This window comes from Bradyrhizobium sp. USDA 223, from assembly GCF_044909005.1.
Taxonomy (GTDB): Bacteria; Pseudomonadota; Alphaproteobacteria; order Rhizobiales; family Xanthobacteraceae; genus Bradyrhizobium; species Bradyrhizobium yuanmingense.
In genome coordinates this window covers 3261316-3280707 of the sequence record NZ_JBIYDR010000001.1, presented here as the reverse complement: position 1 = coordinate 3280707, position 19392 = coordinate 3261316, and the positions used below count along the sequence as shown (strand labels likewise).

The following is a 19392-nucleotide window of genomic DNA, read 5'->3' as shown; positions in this document are numbered from 1 at the left end:
AACGATCGCCGTAATTCAGGAATGGCATTTTCGTCGCGCAAGCTTGCGCGGGCGCTATGACGGTGCAGGAGCGCTGCGACGCACAGGCGCGCTCGTTCCCGACAGCGTAGAGGTAGCGATCCATTGTGACACGGCTGCGATGTCGTCGCCGCTGTCGCGATAGGCGCGAAGCTGGAATTCCGCCGAGCTGCCGCGCGCGACGATGGTGCGGCAGTGTTCGATCTCGGCGGAGCAGTTCAGTGCGGCTGCGTCTTCCGCAATGTCGTCGATCACCCCGGTGAGCAGCTCCGAGATCGTCACCGGCCCGTCCTTGGAGGCGAAGATGCAGTCGGTGCCGTAGCGCTGGGCGCGCCATTTGTTCTCGACCGCGATCGCGCGCTCGACCGCAGTGACCTCCCGGGACAGCTGAGGGCGCTGATAGAGATGCCGCGTCAGGCAGCGGTAGAGCGAGGCGATGGCAACCGCGTCGTCGACGAAGGTGCAGGTGTCGGGTGCGCGAAGCTCCAGCGTCGGATGCTTCATGGAGGGGCGCATCGCCCACCAGATGTGGCTTTCGTCGGGGATCACGCCGGAGCGCTGCAGCGCGCCGACATAAGCGTCGAAATCCTGCTTGCCTTCGAACAATTCGGGCAGGCCGGTGCGCGGCAGCTCGGAATAAGCCGCGAGGCGGTAGCCCTTCAATCCGGTCTTGTGCGAATTCCAGAACGGCGAGGACGCCGACAGCGCGATGAACAACGGCAGGTGCGGCAGCATAGCCCGCATCACCGCCATGCGCTTCTCGGGATCCGGCAACTGCACGTGCACATGCATGCCGCACATCATGTTGCGGTGCCCGATGCTGCGCAGATCCTCGATCATCTCCTCGTAGCGCGGTTTCGGGCTCGGCTGCGACATGCGCCAGACTGCGCTCGGGTGCGTGCCGCAGGCCATGATCACGAAGCCGTATTGCGCAGCGACGTTCGCGACCTCGCGTCGCAGGAAGCGCAGCTCCTCGCGCGCGTCGTTCACGTCGACATGAACGTTGGTTGCGACCTCGAGCTGCGATTGCAGCATCTCGCGCATGGCCTGGCCGCCGGTCGACCAGTTTGCCGATTCGAACAGCTCGTTGGGCGTGCGGATCGCGACCTCGAAGCTGCGGCGGTCAGCGAGGAAGTATTCCTCCTCGATGCCGAAGGAATATTCCGCCGGATTGCCGCCGCCGCCGGCAGAACGGATGACGACATGCTGCTTGTCCTCGGAAGGGGCAAGACGGAGCAGCTTTGAAACGTCTGAAGCAAATGTCATTGGCCACCGGCGCGGTCACTACCTGCGGGCGATAATCCGTCTGATTGTGGCCGGTTCCGCACCCGATGTACTGGAAATTGCAGGGTCGAACGGAACAATTTTGACGGCTTCGGACGCTCGCGCGATCAGGGCGTGGTTCGGCGGGACTTCCGCCCAGTCCGATTCCTTATCGAACGGCTCGGAGACGACGATGACTTGCCCGCCGTCCTCGCGGAAGTAGAGCGTGTTCGCGGCATCGTTCACCGAGACCCGAAATGCGTAGAGGTCGCGGCCGTTGGCAATCGCGCTGGTAAAGCGCAGCCGTTCGCGAAGCCCGCCTTCATTGACGAATCCGAGGAGCGATTGCAGCACGGACTGTGTCGCGCCGAGCGGATCGTGCTCGAGACCCGCCCCCATCATGGCCAGGAACACGGCTTCCGAATCCGTTGTGCCCAGCCGCGACGGATAGTAGGCATCGGGAATCAGCGCCTCGACTTTGCGCCGCAGCCGATTCCAGCTGCCGACGAACCCGTTGTGCATGAACATCCAGTGCCCGCAGGCAAAGGGGTGACAATTCTGCCGCGTCACGGCCGTGCCGGTTGCGGCACGCACATGAGCGAAGAACAGATGCGAGTGCAGATGCCGGCAGAGGTAGCGCAGGTTTTCGTCCGACCACGCCGGGCGCGTCTCGCGATAAAGGCCCGGCTCGGGGTGCTCGCCATACCAGCCGAGACCAAAGCCGTCTCCGTTCGAGCCCGCCGTGGACTGAAGCGAGCGGATGCTCTGCGCAATCAGCGAATGCTCGGGTTCGGTGACGTAAGGCTCGAACGAGGTGGTTTCGCCCCGGTATGCGATCCAGCGGCACATGCGGGTTCCTGCCAGGCGGTTGATGCGTCGCGAGGTGCATCAACACTTGTCGCGGACGCATGGTTCCAGCTGCGAAAGGGTCGCATGACCGATCCCGCGACGCCGAATGGATGCGGCGGCTGGTCGCAGCCAGTCCGCCTTGATTCCGACAAGCGTACCTATATTTCTGAAACGAACAAGAATCCGGGCCCCTCTGGCGAGGACGTCGACGTTTGTCGGCAAACCTCGCGATGTCGGATGACCAGTCCCGCGCGAATGCGATGGATCGGCCGATTGTCGGGCCCCTGTTTCGTTTTCTCCGACCATTCGTCCCCATCGCAGCTCCGTGCGGCTATTTCGCAAGTTAAGGGAGCTACGATGTCCGGAACCAAGTCCTCAAATTCGATCGAGATCACGGAACCGTCCAGCCTGAATGAGCAGGCCGCGGCCGCTGTGGTGATCGTGGGCGCGCTGGTCGCGGTTGCCGACCGGCGGGTCTCAGCCGTCGAACGCGACGAGGTGATCCGTTTCATCAGAGACCGCAAGCTGGCGCCGCACATCGGCGACGAACGGCTCCGTGCGATGTTCGACGAACTCGCCGAACGGCTCGAAGAGCCGGATTTTGCCAACGTCGTGATCGATACGCTGCGACCGGTTTCGAACCTGCCGCTGTCGTCGCATCTGGTGGAGCTGTCGGAGCGCGTTGCTGCCGCAGACGAGGACGTACATCCCCACGAAGTCCAGGCGATTAAATTGTTGCGCTTGCTGACGCTGGTGCTGCCGCGTGCGAAGCCGGTCGGGGCGAGTGCGCCGGGCCCCAAGCTGCAGGCCGCCTCGAAGGGGTAAGCATGAGCACGATTTCGAACGAGCGCGCCAGGCAAACCGAGGGGAACACCGACCAGATCGCCGGTGGCGACCCGCGCCTGGCCAAGCTCGTCGACCGCCTGCCGCCGCGCATGAGCGACACCCTGACCTATCTGCTCAAGCCGTCCAGCCGCTGGGTCAGGATCCCCTCGGGCACGCTGCTGGTCGTCGGCGGTGTGCTCTCCATCCTCCCGGTGCTCGGCGTCTGGATGCTGCCGCTCGGCCTTGCTCTGCTCGCCGAGGACGTGCCTGCGCTGCGCTCCTCCCGTTCAAAAGTCTTCGACTGGATCGAGCGGCGCAAGCCGCATTGGCTCGATCCGTCTGCCTCTAGGAATGATCAATCATGACTGAACTCATCACCGCCGAAGCGCTGTCCGCGCTGTTTCAAGTCATCCTGATCGATCTCGTGCTCGCCGGCGACAATGCCGTCGTCATCGGCCTTGCGGCTGCCGGCCTGCCGGCCGAGCAGCGCCGCCGCGCCATCATCGTCGGTATCGCCGCTGCCACCGCACTGCGTATCGCCTTCGCCGGCGTTGCGACCCAGCTTCTGCAAGTGATCGGCCTTCTGCTCGCCGGCGGCGTTTTGCTGCTCTGGGTCTGCTGGAAGATGTGGCGCGAGCTGCGCGAGCAGGCCGCGCATGCGAAAGAACTCGCATTCGATAGCGGCAGCGCAGGTGCTGCGCCGGTACAGCAGCCGGTACAGCGGAAGACTTTCGGCCAAGCAGCGGTGCAGATCGTCGCCGCCGACGTGTCGATGTCGCTCGACAACGTGCTCGCGGTCGCGGGCGCCGCGCGGGAGCATCCCTACATTCTGGCCTTCGGCCTGCTCTTGTCGGTTGGGATGATGGGCGTTGCCGCGGATCTGCTTGGCCGCTTGCTCCAGAAGCAGCGCTGGGTGGCCTATGTCGGCCTCGCCATCATCCTTTACGTCGCGTTTGAGATGATCTATCGCGGGACGCTGGAACTTGCACCGGTGATTGCGAGTCTCTGAGGCGACAATCTACCGCAATCCGGAGTGATCAATGACGTCCGAACCCAAAGCACCTTCGGCGCGGGCCGCGCCGTTGCCGCCGGTCGGCCTGCTTCCGAAGCTGATCTTCGGCTCGCGCTGGCTGCAGCTGCCGCTCTATGTCGGCCTCATCGTCGCCCAGGCCGTCTATGTGCTGTTGTTCCTGAAGGAGCTCTGGCACCTCGTCTTGCATTCGTTCGACGCCAGCGAGCAGCAGATCATGCTGGTCGTGCTCGGGCTGATCGACGTCGTCATGATCTCGAACCTTCTGATCATGGTAATCGTGGGTGGATACGAGACCTTCGTTTCCCGGCTGAACCTCAGCGGCCATCCGGACGAGCCGGAATGGCTCGGTCACGTCAATGCCAGCGTGCTCAAGATCAAGCTCGCAATGGCGATCATCGGCATCTCCTCGATCTCGCTGCTCAGGACCTTCATCGAGGCCGGCAATCTCGGCACGACCCGCAGCAATTTCACCGAGAGCGGGGTGATGTGGCAGGTGCTGATTCACATGACCTTCATCGTCTCGGCGGTCGGCATCGCCTGGGTCGACCGCCTCAGCGAGAGCGGCCATCGCAAGGTGGCCGAGCACGGCTGATAAGCTGGCCGCCCAATACCTCCCGAGCGGCCAATCCTGGAGCCCGCCTGATCGTCCGGTTGGGCGGGCTCTTCTTTCGAGATCGATAAAATTGTCTGCAATCGGTTCAGCGCCGGCAAACGCTGCCGACAAGAAGCAGGGCGCGTTAAACCGGGCCTTTGGAACCAATCGGCATCCTGCCCGCAAAAGGGCAGGGCATCGGCATGACAATTCTCAGGGAGATCGTCGCAGCGGTCGCGGGAGTCTACGCGCTCCTGCTGGTCTGTGACGCATTGTTCGGCGTCGGCGAGGCGCGCTTCGACGACGCTTATTACCGCGCCAGCTTCTACGCACCGCGGCCGAAGGAATTTCGGTTCGCGAGCGACACGCCGCCGGCGATCCGCGTCAGCGACGCCTTCGCGCAGTTCGCACCTAGCGACGCCAAGCCGAACCGGCGCTACTCGTCGCTGACGACGATCATCCGTTAGTGGATGACACCTTTTCCCTGCGGCCATCCTTCGAGACGCCCGCTTTAGGCGGGCTCCTCAGGATGAGGGCGGAGTATGTGGCGGCAGTTTCAACGGGCACCGACCCTGATTAGCCTCATCCTGAGGAGGCGCGTAAGCGCCGTCTCGAAGGACGAGGCGGGCCGCAGACCGCCGCTAAAAGTCATTTGCAATAGCCCTGATCCGGGAGAGGTGAACAACCTCATTCCCCCTGAATCCATTCCGCGACCCCGCGCCACAGCGTGTCGCGGTGCTCGGGGCGGAAGAAGCCGAAATGGCCTATTTTCTTGGCGCCGACGTCGGACGGTTTGACCATCAGCACCTCCGGCTTGATCGCAGTGAATCCGCTCGCGAGCAGCTCGACCGCGGGCCGCGTCGCCCAGGGATCGTCGGAGAAGCATAGCGAGCGCAGCTCGCCCTTGAACCTGGCGAAGTTCTCGAGTGCCGGCAGCTTTGAATCGAACAGATAGCGCGGGCTCGAGACCCATTCGGTCCATTGCAGGAAGACGCCCTTGGGCAAATCCTCGCCGACGCCGGCCCAGCCCGGTGCGTAACCGAGTGCATGGACCAGCGGCACACCGACAAAATTCATGAACGCGTAGACCCGGTATTTTTCCGGCGAGGTCATCAATCGCCATGTCGCGGCCTGCGAGGCCACCAAGGCGGCGCGCGAGATCTCGCTGTTGTTCGCGATCAGCCCGAGCGCCTGGCCGCCGAAGGAATGGCCGATATAGGCGAGCGGCAGGGCATGATAGCGCTCGCGCATCCAGCTGACCGCGGCGGTGACGTCGAGCGCAGCCCAGTCCGACATCGAGGCCCTGAAGCCGACCAGCGATTTCGGCTGGTTGTAGCCGACCATCGCCGGCAGGCGGGAATCGCCGATGCCGCGATAATCGTAGGTCAGCACCGCGCAGCCGCGATGGGCCAGGTAGGAGGCAAAGCCCCGATAGATCTTTCGCGGCACGGCGGTCGCCGAATTGATCAGGACGGCATGGCGCTTGGCGCCGCGCGGCAGGAACAGGGTGCCGGTCAGGGCATAGCCGTCGGCTGCCGGGAAGCTGATCTCGTCGATGAAAACGTCATCCAGTGCCGCGCCCATGGCGGTCGGTGTCCTGTCGGATTCCTCAAGCCTGCCCAAGCAAATGCGAATTCGGCTTTGGCCGCAAGGGTTTGCGCTGCGAAATGGATTTACAACTGGCGGGGCGTGGCCGGCCTGTGTATAAGGCGGCCCTCGCAACCCCTAGATCAGGTTGTGGTTTTTGCTTCACGGAGAGATTGCGATGTCCGAGCGGTGGACGCCCGAGTCCTGGCGCAGCAAGCCGGTGCTACAGGTGCCCGAATATCCCGACGCCAAGGCTCTAGCCGATGTCGAGGCGCAGCTTGCGACCTTTCCGCCGCTGGTGTTCGCAGGCGAGGCGCGCAATCTGAAGAAGGCCTTGGGCCGCGTTGCGGCGGGCGAAGCCTTCCTGCTACAGGGCGGCGACTGCGCCGAGAGCTTCGCCGAGCACGGCGCCAACAACATCCGCGACTTCTTCCGCGTGCTGCTGCAGATGGCGGTGGTGCTGACCTATGCCGGCGCGGTGCCGGTGGTGAAGGTCGGCCGCATCGCCGGCCAGTTCGCAAAACCGCGTTCGTCGGCGACCGAGAAGGTGAATGGCGTCGAGCTGCCGAGCTATCGCGGCGACATCGTCAACGACATCGCCTTCACCAGCGAAGCGCGCATTCCCGATCCGCAGCGCCAGCTGATGGCCTATCGCCAGTCCGCCGCGACGCTGAACCTGCTCCGCGCGTTCGCCACCGGCGGCTTCGCCAATCTCGGCAGCGTGCATCAATGGATGCTGGGCTTCCTCAAGGATAGCCCGCAGTCACGCCGCTACAAGGAGCTGGCCGACCGCATCTCGGACGCGCTCAACTTCATGCGCGCCTGCGGCCTCGACCTCGAGAGCCATCCGGAGCTGCGTGCCACCGATTTCTACACCAGCCATGAGGCGCTGCTGCTTGGCTACGAGCAGGCCATGACCCGCGTCGATTCCACCACCGGCGACTGGTACGCGACCTCGGGCCACATGATCTGGATCGGCGACCGCACCCGCCAGCTCGATCACGGCCATGTCGAATATTTCCGCGGCATCAAGAATCCGATCGGGCTGAAGTGCGGCCCCTCGCTCAAGGTAGACGAACTGCTGAAGCTGATCGACGTGCTCAATCCCGACAACGAGCCGGGCCGGCTGACGTTGATCGGCCGCTTCGGCTCCGACAAGATCGGCGAGCATCTGCCGAACATGGTCCGCGCCGTGAAGCGCGAGGGCCGGGTGGTGGTCTGGTCGTGCGATCCCATGCACGGCAACACCATCACCTCGACGTCCGGCTACAAGACTCGCCCGTTCGACCGCATCCTGTCCGAGGTCAAGTCGTTCTTCGCGGTCCACGCCGCCGAGGGCACCCATGCCGGCGGCGTGCATCTGGAGATGACCGGCCAGGACGTCACCGAATGTCTCGGCGGCGCCCGCGCGATCACGGACGAGGATCTCAACGACCGCTACCACACGGTCTGCGATCCCCGCCTCAACGCCGAGCAATCCATCGATATGGCGTTCCTGGTCGCGGAGCTGCTCAAGCAGGAGCGCGCCGGCAAGGCTCAGCCGATTCCGGCCGCAGCGGGGCTGTAAGACCTTGCTGCGGATCTGGAAGGCCACGATCAATTCCCGCAACGGGCTGGCCTTTGCGTTCCGGTCGGAGCAGGCCGTCCGCGAGGAGATCTTCGCGCTGCTGCTGTCGGTGCCGCTCGCCTGGTTCATCGGCGCCACGGCGATGCGCGCGGTCGAATTGGTGTGCTCTGTCGCTTTCGTGCTGACGGTCGAGCTGCTCAATACCGCGATCGAGAAGCTCGCCGACCGGCTGACCTTGGATCACGACAAGCAGATCGGCCGCGTCAAGGACATGGGCTCGGCCGCTGTTGGCGTTGCGCTCTTGATGACCGGCGCGTTCTGGATCATTGCCATCATCGAGCGACTGGGGCTCCTCTAGAGCGCGGAGACAATCCATTGCGCGTGGGTGTCCGAGGTCCCTTCACCTCTCCCCAACGGGGAGAGGTCGATTTGTGTCTCGCGATGCGGAGCATCGTCGAGCTCAAATCGGGTGAGGGGGCTCAGCTCCCACGAGACACCGTAACCCCTCACCCGAATTGCATCTCTGATGCAATTCGACCTCTCCCTTCGGGAGAGGTGAAAGCGAGCGCGCGATGACCGAACGTCTCGACACATTCGCGGTCACGCTCGCCCAGCTCAATCCGACCATGGGCGACGTGGAGGACAATGCGGCCAAGGCGCGCGCGGCGCGGGCGCAGGCCAAGTCCGACGGCGCCGATCTCGTGTTGTTTCCGGAACTGTTCATCGCCGGCTATCCGCCGGAAGACCTGGTGCAGAAGCCCGCCTTCCAGGCCGCCTGCCGCGCCGCGATCGAAAGCCTCGCGCGCGAGACCGCCGATGGCGGGCCTGCGATGCTGGTCGGCACGCCCTGGGTCGAGGAGGGCATGCTCTACAATGCCTGTGCGCTGCTCGACGGCGGGCGTATCGCGAGCCTGCGTTTCAAGTGCAACCTGCCGAATTACGGCGTGTTCGACGAGAAGCGGCTGTTTTCGCGCGGCCCTGCCGCCGGTCCCGTCACCGTGCGCGGCGTGCGCATAGGCGTGCCGATCTGCGAGGACATCTGGCTGGAAGAGTCCGAGGATTACGAGAACGTGGTCGAGACGCTGGCCGAGACCGGCGCCGAGATCATCCTGGTGCCGAACGGCTCGCCTTACGCCCGCGACAAGAACGACGTGCGCCTGTCGGTCGCGGTAGCGCGCGTCACGGAGAGCGGGCTGCCGCTGGTCTATCTCAACCAGGTCGGCGGCCAGGACGAGCTCGTGTTCGACGGCGCATCCTTCGCGCTCAATGGCGATCTCTCGCTCGCGGCGCAGCTGCCGGCCTTCGAAGAAGGCATCGTCACGCTGCGTTTCAGCAGAAACGGCGACGACTGGCGCTGCAGCGGGCCGATCGCCGAGCTGCCCGAGGGCGACAAGGCCGACTACGCCGCCTGCGTGCTGGGCTTACGCGATTACGTCGCCAAGAACGGCTTTCCAGGCGTGCTGCTCGGCATCTCCGGCGGCATCGATTCGGCGCTCTGCGCGGCGATCGCTGTCGACGCGCTCGGCGTCGACCAGGTGCATGGCGTGATGCTGCCTTACCGCTACACCGCGCCGCATTCGATCGCGGATGCCGGCGAGCTCGCCGGCCATCTCGGCATCCGCTACGAGGTGCTGCCGATCGCCGAAGCCGTGACCGGGTTCGAGACGATCCTGTCCGGCATCTTCAAGAACCTGCCGCCCGATATCACCGAGGAGAACCTCCAGGCCCGCACCCGCGGCACGCTGCTGATGGCGATCTCCAACAAGACCGGGCTGATGGTGGTGACGACCGGCAACAAGTCGGAGATGTCGGTCGGCTACGCCACGCTTTATGGCGACATGAACGGCGGCTTCAACCCGATCAAGGACATCTACAAGACGCAGGTGTTCCGCCTGGCAAGCTTGCGCAATTCCTGGAAGCCGGAGGGCGCGCTCGGCCCTGCCGGCGAGGTGATCCCGCCGGACATCATCACGCGCCCGCCGACCGCGGAGCTGCGCGAGAACCAGACCGACCAGGACTCGTTGCCGCCTTACGACGTGCTCGATGCCATCCTGGAGCGCCTGGTCGAGCGCGAGGAGCCGCTCGACCAGATCATCGCCGCCGGCTTCGACCGCGAGACGGTGACCCGGATCGACCATCTGCTCAACGTCGCCGAATACAAGCGCCGCCAGGCCGCGCCTGGGGTGAAGGTGACACCGAAGAATTTCGGCCGCGACCGCCGTTATCCCATCACCAACCGTTTTCGCGACAAGGGCCAGCCGTTGCCGGCGACGGATGAGGCGCTGGTGTCACGTGGAAGCACGGCGTCAATCGACGCATTCGAGGGGTGAAGCCTACCCTGAGCGACGGCAGGCGCTATGACGGGGTTGCGAAAAACAGCACCCTTAGGAAGCGCGTGTATTCGGATTCGAGCACCATGATCGCCACAAATACCAATACCGCGACCGGCGGCAGCAGGATGGCATAGGTCAAGGCCAGCCGCTCCCAGGCCATGTGCATGAAGACGGCGACGATCAGGCCGGCCTTCAACATCATGAACAGCAGGATCAGCGACCACCTCAGATAGCCATGCAGGCCAAAGTAGTCGACGAGGTAGGAGAACGTGCTGAGGACGAACAACCAACCCCAGACCACGAGGTAGAGCTTGATCGGGTGCTGTTGCCCCTCGGCGTGAACGGCTTCCGTTGCAACTGCGCCGTGCGCCGGAGCGTGGGGCCGTTCTTCCATGTGTACCGCCGCGTTTGTCATGCGCCGACCTCACCAAAGATAGAAGAATGCGAAGATGAACACCCACACGAGATCGACGAAGTGCCAGTACAGGCCCGTGATCTCGACGATCTCGTAATTCCCCCTTCGGCTCGTGAAGAAGCCGCGCCTCTCGACGTCGAAGTCGCCACGAAGGACCTTTCGCGCGATGGCGATCAGGAAGATCACACCGAAAGTCACATGGGTGCCGTGGAAGCCGGTGATCATGAAGAAGCTCGCACCAAACTGCGGGGCACCCCATGGATTGCCCCAGGGCCGGACGCCCTCCATGATCAGCTTTGTCCATTCGAAGGCCTGCATTCCGACGAAGGTCGCGCCGAAGGCTGCAGTGACCAGCATCAGGATTGCGGTTCTCACGCGATCGCGGCGGTAGCCGAAATTGACGGCCATCGCCATCGTACCGCTGCTGCTGATCAGCACGAAGGTCATGATGGCGATCAGGATCAGGGGCATGTGGTTGCCCCCGATATTGAGGGCGAAGACTTCGCTGGGATTGGGCCACGGCACGGTCGTCGACATGCGCGCCGTCATGTAGGAGAGCAGGAAGCAACTGAAGATGAAGGTGTCGCTGAGGAGGAAGATCCACATCATGGCCTTGCCCCAGGACACGTTCTTGAAGGCGCGCTGATCGGACGCCCAGTCGGCGGCGATGCCGCGCCAGCCTTCAAGCCGCGCAGGCGATTGGCCCGGATTTGTCAGCACGGTCTCAGCCATCTGGTCTCGCCTCCCTAGCTCAGCAATTGGCGGCAGATGTCGATGAAATCGTCGGTCCAGCCGGTGAGAAGACCGAGCAGGACAAGCCAGACCAACAGCAGGAAGTGCCAGTAGATGGCGCACAGCTCCACGCTCAAGCGCATGTCGGCGATCTCGGCGCCGCGCCACATCTTGGCCGAGGTTCGGCCCAAGGCCACAAGACCGCCCGTCAGGTGCAGCCCGTGCACTGCGGTCAACAGGTAGAAGAAGGAATTCGATGGATTGGACGCCACGAAATATCCCGCAGCCCCGAGCTGTTGCCAAGCCAGGAGCTGCCCGGCGAGGAAGATCACGGCAGATGCTCCGCCCGCGAGCAGACCGATCATGACGCCTTCGGTATCGTGTCGGCGCGCGGCCACGTTCGACCATTGCAGCGCGACACTGCTCAGGACCAGGACGCCCGTGTTGACCCACAGCAGCCGCGGCACCGGCAGCGGCCGCCAGTCCACCACGCTCATGCGCATCGAGTAGGCGCTGATGAAGAGGACGAACAAGGCGCTCGCGACCGCGAGAAACACGCCAAGTCCGATCTTCGCTGCCGGCCAGGTTATGGCATCGCCGCCGGGGAAGTCACCGGCCGGGCCTTCCTCCAGCCAGGGCTTGGCCGTCAGGCGCTGCTGCGACAGCCACCATCCGGCGATCACCGCAAGCACAGCCAGGAACAGGATGATGGCGCTCACGAAGCAGCTCCCTGAACGAGCTGAGTCGCACGCGGCGGCTGGTTCTGCGGAATGAAGTCCTCCGCGGCGCCGGGCACACTGTAATCATAGGCCCAGCGGTACACGACAGGGAGCTCCTTGCCCCAGTTGCCGTGCGCTGGGGGCGTCTCCGGCGTCTGCCACTCCAGCGTCGTCGCCCGCCACGGATTGCCGCCTGAGGCCTCACCTTTGAACAGGCTCCAGACAAGGTTGAACAGGAACACCATCTGGCTAAAGCCGACGATCAAGGCCACCACGGAGATGAAGGCGTTGAGTGAATGGGCCGAGGACGGGATGAACGTCGTATCTAGGAGTTCGAAATACCGGCGCGGGACTCCGAGCAGTCCAAGATAGTGCATGGGGAAGAAGATCAGGTAGGCGCCGAGGAAGGTGACCCAGAAGTGAAACTTGCCCATGGCCTCGTTCAGCATCCGCCCCGTGACCTTTGGGTACCAATGATAGATCGCGCCGAGCACGACCATGATCGGCGCCACGCCCATCACCATGTGGAAATGGGCGACCACGAACATGGTATCCGAGAGGGGCACGTCCACGACGACGTTGCCGAGGAAGAGGCCGGTGAGCCCGCCGTTCACGAAGGTGACGATGAAGCCGAGGGCGAACAGCATCGGCACCGTGAGATGAATGTCGCCGCGCCACAGGGTCAGCACCCAGTTGTAGACCTTGATCGCGGTGGGGATGGCGATGATGAGCGTCGTGGTGGCGAAGAAGTACCCGAATTGCGGGAACATGCCGCTCACATACATGTGGTGCGCCCATACGATGAAGCTGAGCGCGCCGATGGCTACGATCGCCCAGACCATCATGCGATAACCAAAGATGTTCTTGCGCGCATGCGTGCTGATCAGATCGGAGACGATGCCGAAGGCGGGCAGGGCGACGATGTAGACTTCGGGATGACCGAAGAACCAGAACAGGTGCTGGAAGAGCAACGGGCTGCCGCCGCCATGTTTCGAAAGCGTGCCCATCTCGAGGAGGGCGGGCATGAAGAAGCTGGTTCCCAAGAGACGGTCGAGCAGCAGCATGACCGAGGCAACGAACAATGCAGGGAACGCGAGGAGCGCCATGACGGTCGCCGTGAAAATGCCCCACACCGTCAGGGGCAGGCGCATCAAGGTCATGCCGCGCGTGCGCGCCTGCAACACTGTGACCACATAATTCAGCCCGCCCATGGTAAAGCCGATGATGAACAGGATCAGGGACGCGAGCATGAGAAGGATGCCCCAATCCTGCCCGGGCGTTCCTGAAAGGATTGCTTGCGGCGGGTACAGCGTCCAACCGGCGCCGGTGGGGCCACCGGGCACGAAGAATGTCGAGGCAAGCACCAGGACTGCGAGCAGGTAGATCCAGTAGCTCAGCATGTTCACATAGGGGAAGACCATGTCCCTGGCGCCGACCATCAGCGGGATCAGGTAGTTGCCGAAGCCGCCCAGGAACAATGCGGTGAGCAGGTAAATCACCATGATCATGCCGTGCATGGTGATGAACTGGAGGTACTGGTTGGCATCGATGAAAGAGAACGTGCCGGGGAATCCCAGTTGCAGCCGCATCAGCCACGACAGCACCAGGGCCACCAGCCCGATGGCCGTGGCCGTCAGCGAATACTGAATGGCGATCACCTTGGCGTCCTGCGAGAACACATATCGTGTCCACCAGCTCCGCGGATGATAGAGCTCGACGTCAGGTACTTCGGCAGGCGGGATGCCGGGGATTCCTTCATATGGAACATCGACCATAGAACCTCCTCGGTCGTTTCCATCGGGGGGAGGCGCTGGCCTCTTGCGCCCGATCTATCTTCGGCGGCAGCTTGCTACTTGCTGCCGGATTGGTACGTCGTCTTCACGACGGCTTTTGCCGGCGATAATTCTGCGAACGTTTTTTGTTGCTCCAACCAAGCGTGATATTCACGCTCTTCGTCGACGATGACCTTGGCCCGCATTTGATAGTGAGCAGTGCCACAAAGCTCCGCACAGAGGACATCGAAGGTTCCGGTTCGGATCGGCGTGATCCAGAAATAGGTCACCATGCCTGGAACCATGTCCATCTTGGCCCGGAATTCGGGCACGTAGAAATCGTGCAGGACATCAACCGAGCGGAGGAGAACCTTGACCGGCTTTCCGACTTGAAGGTGCAGGTCGCCGCTCTCGATCACGACATCGTCCTGCGCGTGCCGGTCGTCACGATTGAGCCCCATCGGATTGTCGGACGCGATGTTGCGGACATCCGATGTGCCCAACTGCCCATCCTTGCCCGGAAGGCGGAAGCTCCACTGCCATTGCTGGCCCATGACCTCGATCTCGGTGGCATCCGCAGGCACCGTCACGAACTGGTGCCAGACCACGAGGCCAGGCGCCAGCATGGCCGCGACGCCGACGCCGGTCCCGACGCTCAGCCACCATTCGAGCCTTTTGTTTTCCGGATTGTAGTCAGCCCTTCTTCCCTCTCTGTGGCGAAAGCGGAAGACGCAGTAAGCCATGAAGGCGATCACGGCGACGAAAACGAAGCCCGTGATCCAGAACGTGATGTTGATCGTGTGGTCGATATAGGCCCAGTTCGTGGCGATCGGCGTCCACCACCACGGGCTGTAGATGTGAAACAGCACCGAGCCGATCGCGACCAGAAGCAGTATCAGTGCGACAGCCATCCTGATCCATCCTTGCCATCGAAGGCTACGGATACGAATCCAGGGCGGAGCTCATGTCGGTCGCGATGGCTGGCCCTTCTTGGCATATGCCATCGCCGGCCTCTTGCTTCGCCCAGTCCACCGATCGCGAAATCAAGAGAGCGCTCGCGACCTTCAACTCTAAGGGCGTCTGCGTCTAAAATGATCCCAGCCTAATCCGGCGTCAATAGAGCAATAGAGGTGCCCGAATTGGTGTGATTGCCGGTGCTGGCAAACCGACAAGCATCCGGTGCACATGTTCGGTTTGGGTGATGCAACGCACAAATCCGTGCTGGTGCGCAATTCACCCAACCGTGAATGCAGCCGTGCTCCGCGCGCGCTAAGCTTGCCGGGCAGGTCGCGACGGGTTCCGTCCGGCCAGGCTCGGTTGCTGAACCTGGGTTGCCGTACCCGACCCCTCGCGTTTCCTGCTCGTCAGGCGGACACGCGTGGCTGAAGAGCGCGTGTTGTCGAAAACCGCGATTTTCAGCACGGGAGCGTCCGTACATGGCCACTCTGTACTCCCACGACGTCAGGCGGCGCGCATTCGGCGAAGCGACCTCCTATCCCATTCGCAAGATCAGCTTGTCCGACCTGACCGAGGTCCTGCGCCTGGGTTGGGGTGATTTCCAGGCGATGCCGAGTCACGCGATCGTCGTGTGCCTGATTTATCCCGTTCTCGGTCTCGTCCTGTTCAGGATGGTGCTCGGCTATTCGGTGCTGCCGCTACTGTTTCCGCTGGCCGCCGGCTTTGCCTTGATCGGTCCTTTTGCCGCGATCGGTCTCTACGAACTCAGCCGTCGCCGCGAGCGCGGCGAAGAGGTCGAAGCATGGGATGCGATCAAGGTGCTGCGCGCACCGTCGTTCGGCGCCATGGTCGAACTCGGCGTGCTCCTGCTGGTCCTGTTCGGGGCCTGGATCGGTGCCGCGAACGCAATCTATGTCGCGATCTTCGGTCACGCTGCGGCCGCAAGCATACCCGACTTCGCAACGCGCGTGCTGACGACACCCGAAGGCTGGTCGCTCATCATCATCGGTTGCGGTGTCGGCTTCGTGTTTGCGGTTGTGGCATTGTGCGTTAGCGTCGTGTCATTTCCGTTGATGCTGGACCGTCATGCGACGGCGATCGACGCGATCCGCACGTCGCTCCGAGCGGTGGCGGCGAATCCGGTTGCGATGGCCGGATGGGGCCTCATCGTGGCGGCGCTGCTCGTGATCGGCTCGCTGCCGCTCTTCGTCGGTCTCGCCGTCGTTCTGCCGGTGCTCGGTCATGCCACCTGGCACCTCTATCGACGGGTGGTCGAACCCAATCCGAACCCACCGGATGCACCTCTTCCGCCCCGGAAGGGCAGGCGCTACGCAGCAGACTTTCCGGCCAATCTCTTCCCGTGGAGCCGCGAGGGCGAGCCGTAACAGCGGAACGGCCGCGCTGGGACGCCTGCGCGGAGCATGACAGAGCGACGGCCTACTTCTGCTGCTGCGGCAGGAAGGTCGGGCCGACCGAGCGGATCGGCTTGTTCTCTGACGCGGGGCTCGCGTCCGCGGGCGGCGTGGCGACCGGTGCGGCAGCAGTTGCTGGTGCGGGAGCCGCGCCTTTCTTGGCATTGGCAGGCTGCGGCGCGCCCTTGTTGAGCCGTTGCTGCTGCATCTTCCTGGCGCTTTCCTCGGTGACGATGATGTCGCCCTGCTGCTCGGCCGCGGCCTTGTCATCGGCCGATTTCAGCGCATCCGCCCAGGTCTGTCCCGCCGCCTTGCAGGAGCAGGACGGATTGAACTCGCTGCGGAATTTGAATGCGGTCGGCAGCGCCGTGTAGGGCTGGCCGCCGATCGAGACCGCCGCGTTCATGTCCTCGCCGGGATTGCGATGGCTGTAGAGCACGGCTTCTGCGGCCGGGCACAGCGCCTTGCAGGTCTTCTCATCGTCAGGGAAGCGCGCCGGCACGGTGGCAAAGGAGATCGGGAAATAAGCGCCGTCGCAGGTGCGCACGCAGACGGTGCGGAAGGTGCCGGATTGCGGGCCGAGATCGGAGGGCGGCATGGCTTGCGGATTGTTCGGGTTGTTGCCGCCGAACAGATTGCTGAGGAAGTTGCCGCCGCCTTGCTGCTGCACGGCGTTGGCATATTGCGGGCCGCAATTATTCTGCGCCAACGCCATCAGCACCGAGCGGCGCTGGTTGTCGCGCTCCGGGTTGGCGCCGGGGCCGCCGCGCAGCCGCTCGAGGCTGCCGGTAATCTGGTCCAGATTGGCGCGCATCTGCTGGATCTGGGTGTTGACCGGGCCGCACTGCGCCGACTGGCCGTTGAACAGCGAGAAGAAGCCGGAGGAATCGCAGCCCATGCGCTTGGCCTGCATGGTGACACGGTCGAGCTCGGCCTGCTGCTTGGCCTGGGAATCCTGGTAGCGGCGGATCTGCTCTTCGCGCGCGGCATCACCTCCGCCGCGATCGAGCGCGGCGAGTTGAGCTTCCAGCCGCACGCACATCGGGTTCGGTCCGAGCCCGTTCTGGCCGGGCTGGGGCGGCGGGCCGGCCTGCGCCAAAGCGCCATCGGCGAGCACGAGTGTGCCGAGGAGCACGGTGCAGGCAAGGAGGGAGCGGGCACGGAGGAGAGAGAAGAATTCAGGCATATCCGCCATTCTAGCGAGGTCACGGCCCAGCGTGATCATCCAAGTGAGGTGGGGGGGCCGAAGCGCGCCCTCCCAATAGCCGCTTCCTGCGGCATCGTCACGTCGTTTCAGGGGCCCAAGACTGGTCCTAAGGTCCACCAGCTCCGAGGGAATTCAGCGCTGGCAGGTGATTGCGACATACTCGTCGCAATGGCCATGGGAGCAGTTTGTGCCGGTTTTGGGGACGGAGCCGGTAATTTCGTCGGGATCGACCCGGCGATAACTCGATGCCTTTGCAAAATCTCGTGACTGGCAATAGGTGCGCGCGGCGGAGGCGCCGCACGTGTCGCCCTTGGCGAGGCACTGGTCGGCGATGATGAATACGCGGGTCTCGGCGCACGCCTGAGGTGCTGCAAGGAGCGAGGCGCCGAAAATGAGCGCGAGCAGGGATCGCATGAAATTACCGGGGGCAAAAAATTGGGAACCGCAGGTTCCAGAATGGCCTCAAATGGTTAGGGGATCATGAACCCTCCGGGCAGGCCGCGCCCCGTGCGGGGGCAAAAACGGCATTTTCGCGGCCCTTGACGCCGGGGCCTGTGGTGGCCCATATGTGCCCGCATGAACGGTCTCCTCGCCATTTGCGCCATTTGCCGCGAGATTACGAGCTAGCGATTCGCTGGCTGGAGCCGTCTTTTCTCAAAACACATTGAGAGCCTTGGACGCCCGGCCGAGAGGGATGGGTTGTCATGGAATTGCGTCTTTACGATACGCTGAGCCGGGAAAAGCGCACCTTCGTGCCGCTCGATCCGAACAACGTCCGCATGTATGTCTGCGGACCGACGGTCTATGACTTCGCCCATATCGGCAATGCGCGGCCGGTGATCGTGTTCGACGTGCTGTTTCGGCTGCTGCGCCACATCTACGGCGAGGCACACGTCAAATATGTCCGCAACATCACCGACGTCGACGACAAGATCAACGATCGCGCCGCGCGCCATTTTCCCGGCCTGCCGCTGAACGAGGCCATTCGCAAGGTCACCGAGCAGACCGGCAAGCAGTTTCATGCCGACGTCGATGCGCTCGGCGCGCTTCGGCCGAGCGTCGAGCCGCGCGCCACCGAGCATATCGGCGAGATGCGCGAGATCATCGAGAAGCTGGTCGCCGGCGGCTTTGCCTATGTCGCCGAGGACCACGTGCTGTTCTCGCCGCAGGCGATGAACGCGGCCAATTCCGCGCTGCCGCGCTATGGCGCGCTGTCGAAGCGCTCGCTCGACGAGATGATCGCGGGCGCGCGGGTCGATGTTGCGCCCTACAAGCGCGATGCGACCGACTTCGTGCTGTGGAAGCCGTCGAAGCCGGGAGAGCCGTCCTGGCCGTCGCCATCCGGCATCAAGGCGGAGGGACGTCCGGGCTGGCACATCGAGTGCTCGGCGATGGCCTGGAAGCATCTCGGCGAGCATTTCGACATCCATGGCGGCGGCATCGATCTCGTGTTTCCGCATCACGAGAACGAGGTCGCGCAGACCTGCTGCGCGTTCCACCGCGAGCGCATGGCGAACTATTGGATGCACAACGGCTTCTTGCAGGTCGAGAGCGAGAAGATGTCGAAGAGCCTCGGCAACTTCATCACGATCCACGAGCTGCTCAGGGATTGGCCGGGTGAGGTGCTGCGCCTCAACATGCTCAAGACGCATTACCGCTCGCCGATCGACTGGACCATGAAGTCGCTGGAGGAGAGCGCCAAGACGCTCGACGACTGGTACCGCGTTGCGGCCGATGTCGCGCCCGGCGAGCCGGCTCCGTCGGTGGTCGAACCGCTGCTCGACGACCTCAACACGCCGCAGGCGATCGCGGCGCTGCACGGCCTGCGCGGCAACGATATCGCAGGTCTTGCGGGCTCGTTGCGGCTGCTCGGATTCCTCTCCGAGAGCGCGGCGCAGTGGGAAGGGCGCAAGCAGCAGGCGAGCGGGGTCGACGCCAAGGAGGTCGAGCGCCTGCTCGCGGAGCGAACAGCTGCGCGCAGCCGGAAGGACTTTGGGGAGTCCGATCGCATCCGCGATCTGCTCGCTGCGATGGGCGTTGCGATCAAGGACTCCAAGGAAGGCACAACCTGGGAGATCGCCCGATGAAACGGCCCGACACGCCTTTCCCGC

At 63.6% G+C, this 19392-nt stretch carries 20 protein-coding genes; 10 read left to right on the top strand and 10 right to left on the bottom strand.

The window, feature by feature from the left end; translation table 11 throughout:
* Positions 1 to 54 precede the first annotated feature (54 nt).
* Positions 55 to 1284 (bottom strand): carboxylate-amine ligase, encoded by a 1230-nt coding sequence (locus tag ABIA40_RS15320; protein ID WP_157282333.1) that lies wholly within the window; start codon positions 1282 to 1284, stop codon positions 55 to 57.
* Positions 1285 to 1302: 18 nt separating this feature from the next.
* Entirely contained in the window at positions 1303 to 2130 is an 828-nt protein-coding gene (locus ABIA40_RS15315) for a class II glutamine amidotransferase (RefSeq protein ID WP_157282332.1), read from the bottom strand.
* Between the two features lie 357 nt (positions 2131 to 2487).
* On the opposite strand from ABIA40_RS15315, the gene ABIA40_RS15310 reads away from it, so the two are divergent.
* The 5 genes from ABIA40_RS15310 (at position 2488) to ABIA40_RS15290 (ending at position 5047) form a co-directional block, all read left to right on the top strand.
* On the top strand, positions 2488 to 2955 hold the full coding sequence (locus ABIA40_RS15310) for a TerB family tellurite resistance protein (RefSeq protein WP_128262299.1): 468 nt from the start codon (positions 2488 to 2490) through the stop codon (positions 2953 to 2955).
* Positions 2956 to 2957: 2 nt separating this feature from the next.
* A complete protein-coding gene (locus ABIA40_RS15305) occupies positions 2958 to 3320 on the top strand; it encodes a hypothetical protein (protein WP_036034483.1) in 363 nt (120 codons plus the stop codon).
* On the top strand, positions 3317 to 3964 hold the full coding sequence (locus ABIA40_RS15300) for a TerC family protein (protein WP_128262298.1): 648 nt from the start codon (positions 3317 to 3319) through the stop codon (positions 3962 to 3964). The genes ABIA40_RS15305 and ABIA40_RS15300 overlap by 4 nt, the downstream gene beginning before the upstream one ends.
* Before the next feature lie 31 nt (positions 3965 to 3995).
* The gene (locus tag ABIA40_RS15295; protein WP_275500202.1) at positions 3996 to 4580 is read left to right on the top strand and encodes a TIGR00645 family protein; all 585 of its coding nucleotides are present in this window, start codon (positions 3996 to 3998) and stop codon (positions 4578 to 4580) included.
* 203 nt (positions 4581 to 4783) lie between these two features.
* A complete protein-coding gene (locus tag ABIA40_RS15290; RefSeq protein ID WP_404541824.1) occupies positions 4784 to 5047 on the top strand; it encodes a hypothetical protein in 264 nt (87 codons plus the stop codon).
* Positions 5048 to 5267: 220 nt separating this feature from the next.
* Here ABIA40_RS15290 and ABIA40_RS15285 read toward each other — a convergent pair whose 3' ends face one another.
* A complete protein-coding gene (locus ABIA40_RS15285) occupies positions 5268 to 6164 on the bottom strand; it encodes an alpha/beta fold hydrolase (protein WP_404541822.1) in 897 nt (298 codons plus the stop codon).
* Between the two features lie 181 nt (positions 6165 to 6345).
* On the opposite strand from ABIA40_RS15285, the gene ABIA40_RS15280 reads away from it, so the two are divergent.
* The 3 genes from ABIA40_RS15280 to ABIA40_RS15270 all read left to right on the top strand — a co-directional run bounded on the left by ABIA40_RS15280 (position 6346) and on the right by ABIA40_RS15270 (position 10064).
* The gene (locus tag ABIA40_RS15280) at positions 6346 to 7734 is read left to right on the top strand and encodes a class II 3-deoxy-7-phosphoheptulonate synthase (RefSeq protein WP_036001515.1); all 1389 of its coding nucleotides are present in this window, start codon (positions 6346 to 6348) and stop codon (positions 7732 to 7734) included.
* A gap of 4 nt (positions 7735 to 7738) precedes the next feature.
* A complete protein-coding gene (locus tag ABIA40_RS15275) occupies positions 7739 to 8092 on the top strand; it encodes a diacylglycerol kinase (protein WP_271547229.1) in 354 nt (117 codons plus the stop codon).
* A gap of 214 nt (positions 8093 to 8306) precedes the next feature.
* Positions 8307 to 10064: an NAD+ synthase gene (locus tag ABIA40_RS15270; RefSeq protein WP_404541819.1), complete on the top strand. Its 1758-nt coding sequence runs from the start codon at positions 8307 to 8309 to the stop codon at positions 10062 to 10064.
* A 25-nt stretch (positions 10065 to 10089) separates the two neighbouring features.
* Here ABIA40_RS15270 and ABIA40_RS15265 read toward each other — a convergent pair whose 3' ends face one another.
* The 5 genes from ABIA40_RS15265 to ABIA40_RS15245 all read right to left on the bottom strand — a co-directional run bounded on the left by ABIA40_RS15265 (position 10090) and on the right by ABIA40_RS15245 (position 14616).
* Positions 10090 to 10482 (bottom strand): cytochrome C oxidase subunit IV family protein, encoded by a 393-nt coding sequence (locus ABIA40_RS15265; protein WP_271547227.1) that lies wholly within the window; start codon positions 10480 to 10482, stop codon positions 10090 to 10092.
* Positions 10483 to 10491: 9 nt separating this feature from the next.
* Positions 10492 to 11214, bottom strand: a complete 723-nt coding sequence (locus tag ABIA40_RS15260; protein WP_275500199.1) for a heme-copper oxidase subunit III family protein — start codon at positions 11212 to 11214, stop codon at positions 10492 to 10494.
* Between the two features lie 14 nt (positions 11215 to 11228).
* Positions 11229 to 11933: a cytochrome c oxidase subunit 3 gene (locus ABIA40_RS15255; RefSeq protein ID WP_271547225.1), complete on the bottom strand. Its 705-nt coding sequence runs from the start codon at positions 11931 to 11933 to the stop codon at positions 11229 to 11231.
* Positions 11930 to 13708: a cbb3-type cytochrome c oxidase subunit I gene (locus tag ABIA40_RS15250; protein WP_404541815.1), complete on the bottom strand. Its 1779-nt coding sequence runs from the start codon at positions 13706 to 13708 to the stop codon at positions 11930 to 11932. The genes ABIA40_RS15255 and ABIA40_RS15250 overlap by 4 nt, the downstream gene beginning before the upstream one ends.
* Positions 13709 to 13782: 74 nt before the next feature.
* Positions 13783 to 14616: a cytochrome c oxidase subunit II gene (locus tag ABIA40_RS15245; protein WP_036001495.1), complete on the bottom strand. Its 834-nt coding sequence runs from the start codon at positions 14614 to 14616 to the stop codon at positions 13783 to 13785.
* Between the two features lie 525 nt (positions 14617 to 15141).
* Here ABIA40_RS15245 and ABIA40_RS15240 point away from each other — a divergent pair.
* On the top strand, positions 15142 to 16047 hold the full coding sequence (locus ABIA40_RS15240) for a DUF2189 domain-containing protein (RefSeq protein ID WP_404541812.1): 906 nt from the start codon (positions 15142 to 15144) through the stop codon (positions 16045 to 16047).
* A 52-nt stretch (positions 16048 to 16099) separates the two neighbouring features.
* On the opposite strand, the gene ABIA40_RS15235 is transcribed toward ABIA40_RS15240, so the two are convergent.
* Both ABIA40_RS15235 and ABIA40_RS15230 read right to left on the bottom strand, forming a co-directional pair.
* Complete coding sequence (locus ABIA40_RS15235; RefSeq protein WP_074447864.1) at positions 16100 to 17269, bottom strand: DUF2865 domain-containing protein; 1170 nt, start codon at positions 17267 to 17269, stop codon at positions 16100 to 16102.
* A 144-nt stretch (positions 17270 to 17413) separates the two neighbouring features.
* On the bottom strand, positions 17414 to 17695 hold the full coding sequence (locus tag ABIA40_RS15230) for a hypothetical protein (protein WP_271547222.1): 282 nt from the start codon (positions 17693 to 17695) through the stop codon (positions 17414 to 17416).
* A 290-nt stretch (positions 17696 to 17985) separates the two neighbouring features.
* Here ABIA40_RS15230 and cysS point away from each other — a divergent pair, with 290 nt between their 5' ends.
* Positions 17986 to 19368 (top strand): cysteine--tRNA ligase, encoded by a 1383-nt coding sequence (cysS, locus tag ABIA40_RS15225; protein ID WP_404541809.1) that lies wholly within the window; start codon positions 17986 to 17988, stop codon positions 19366 to 19368.
* Positions 19369 to 19392 lie beyond the last annotated feature (24 nt).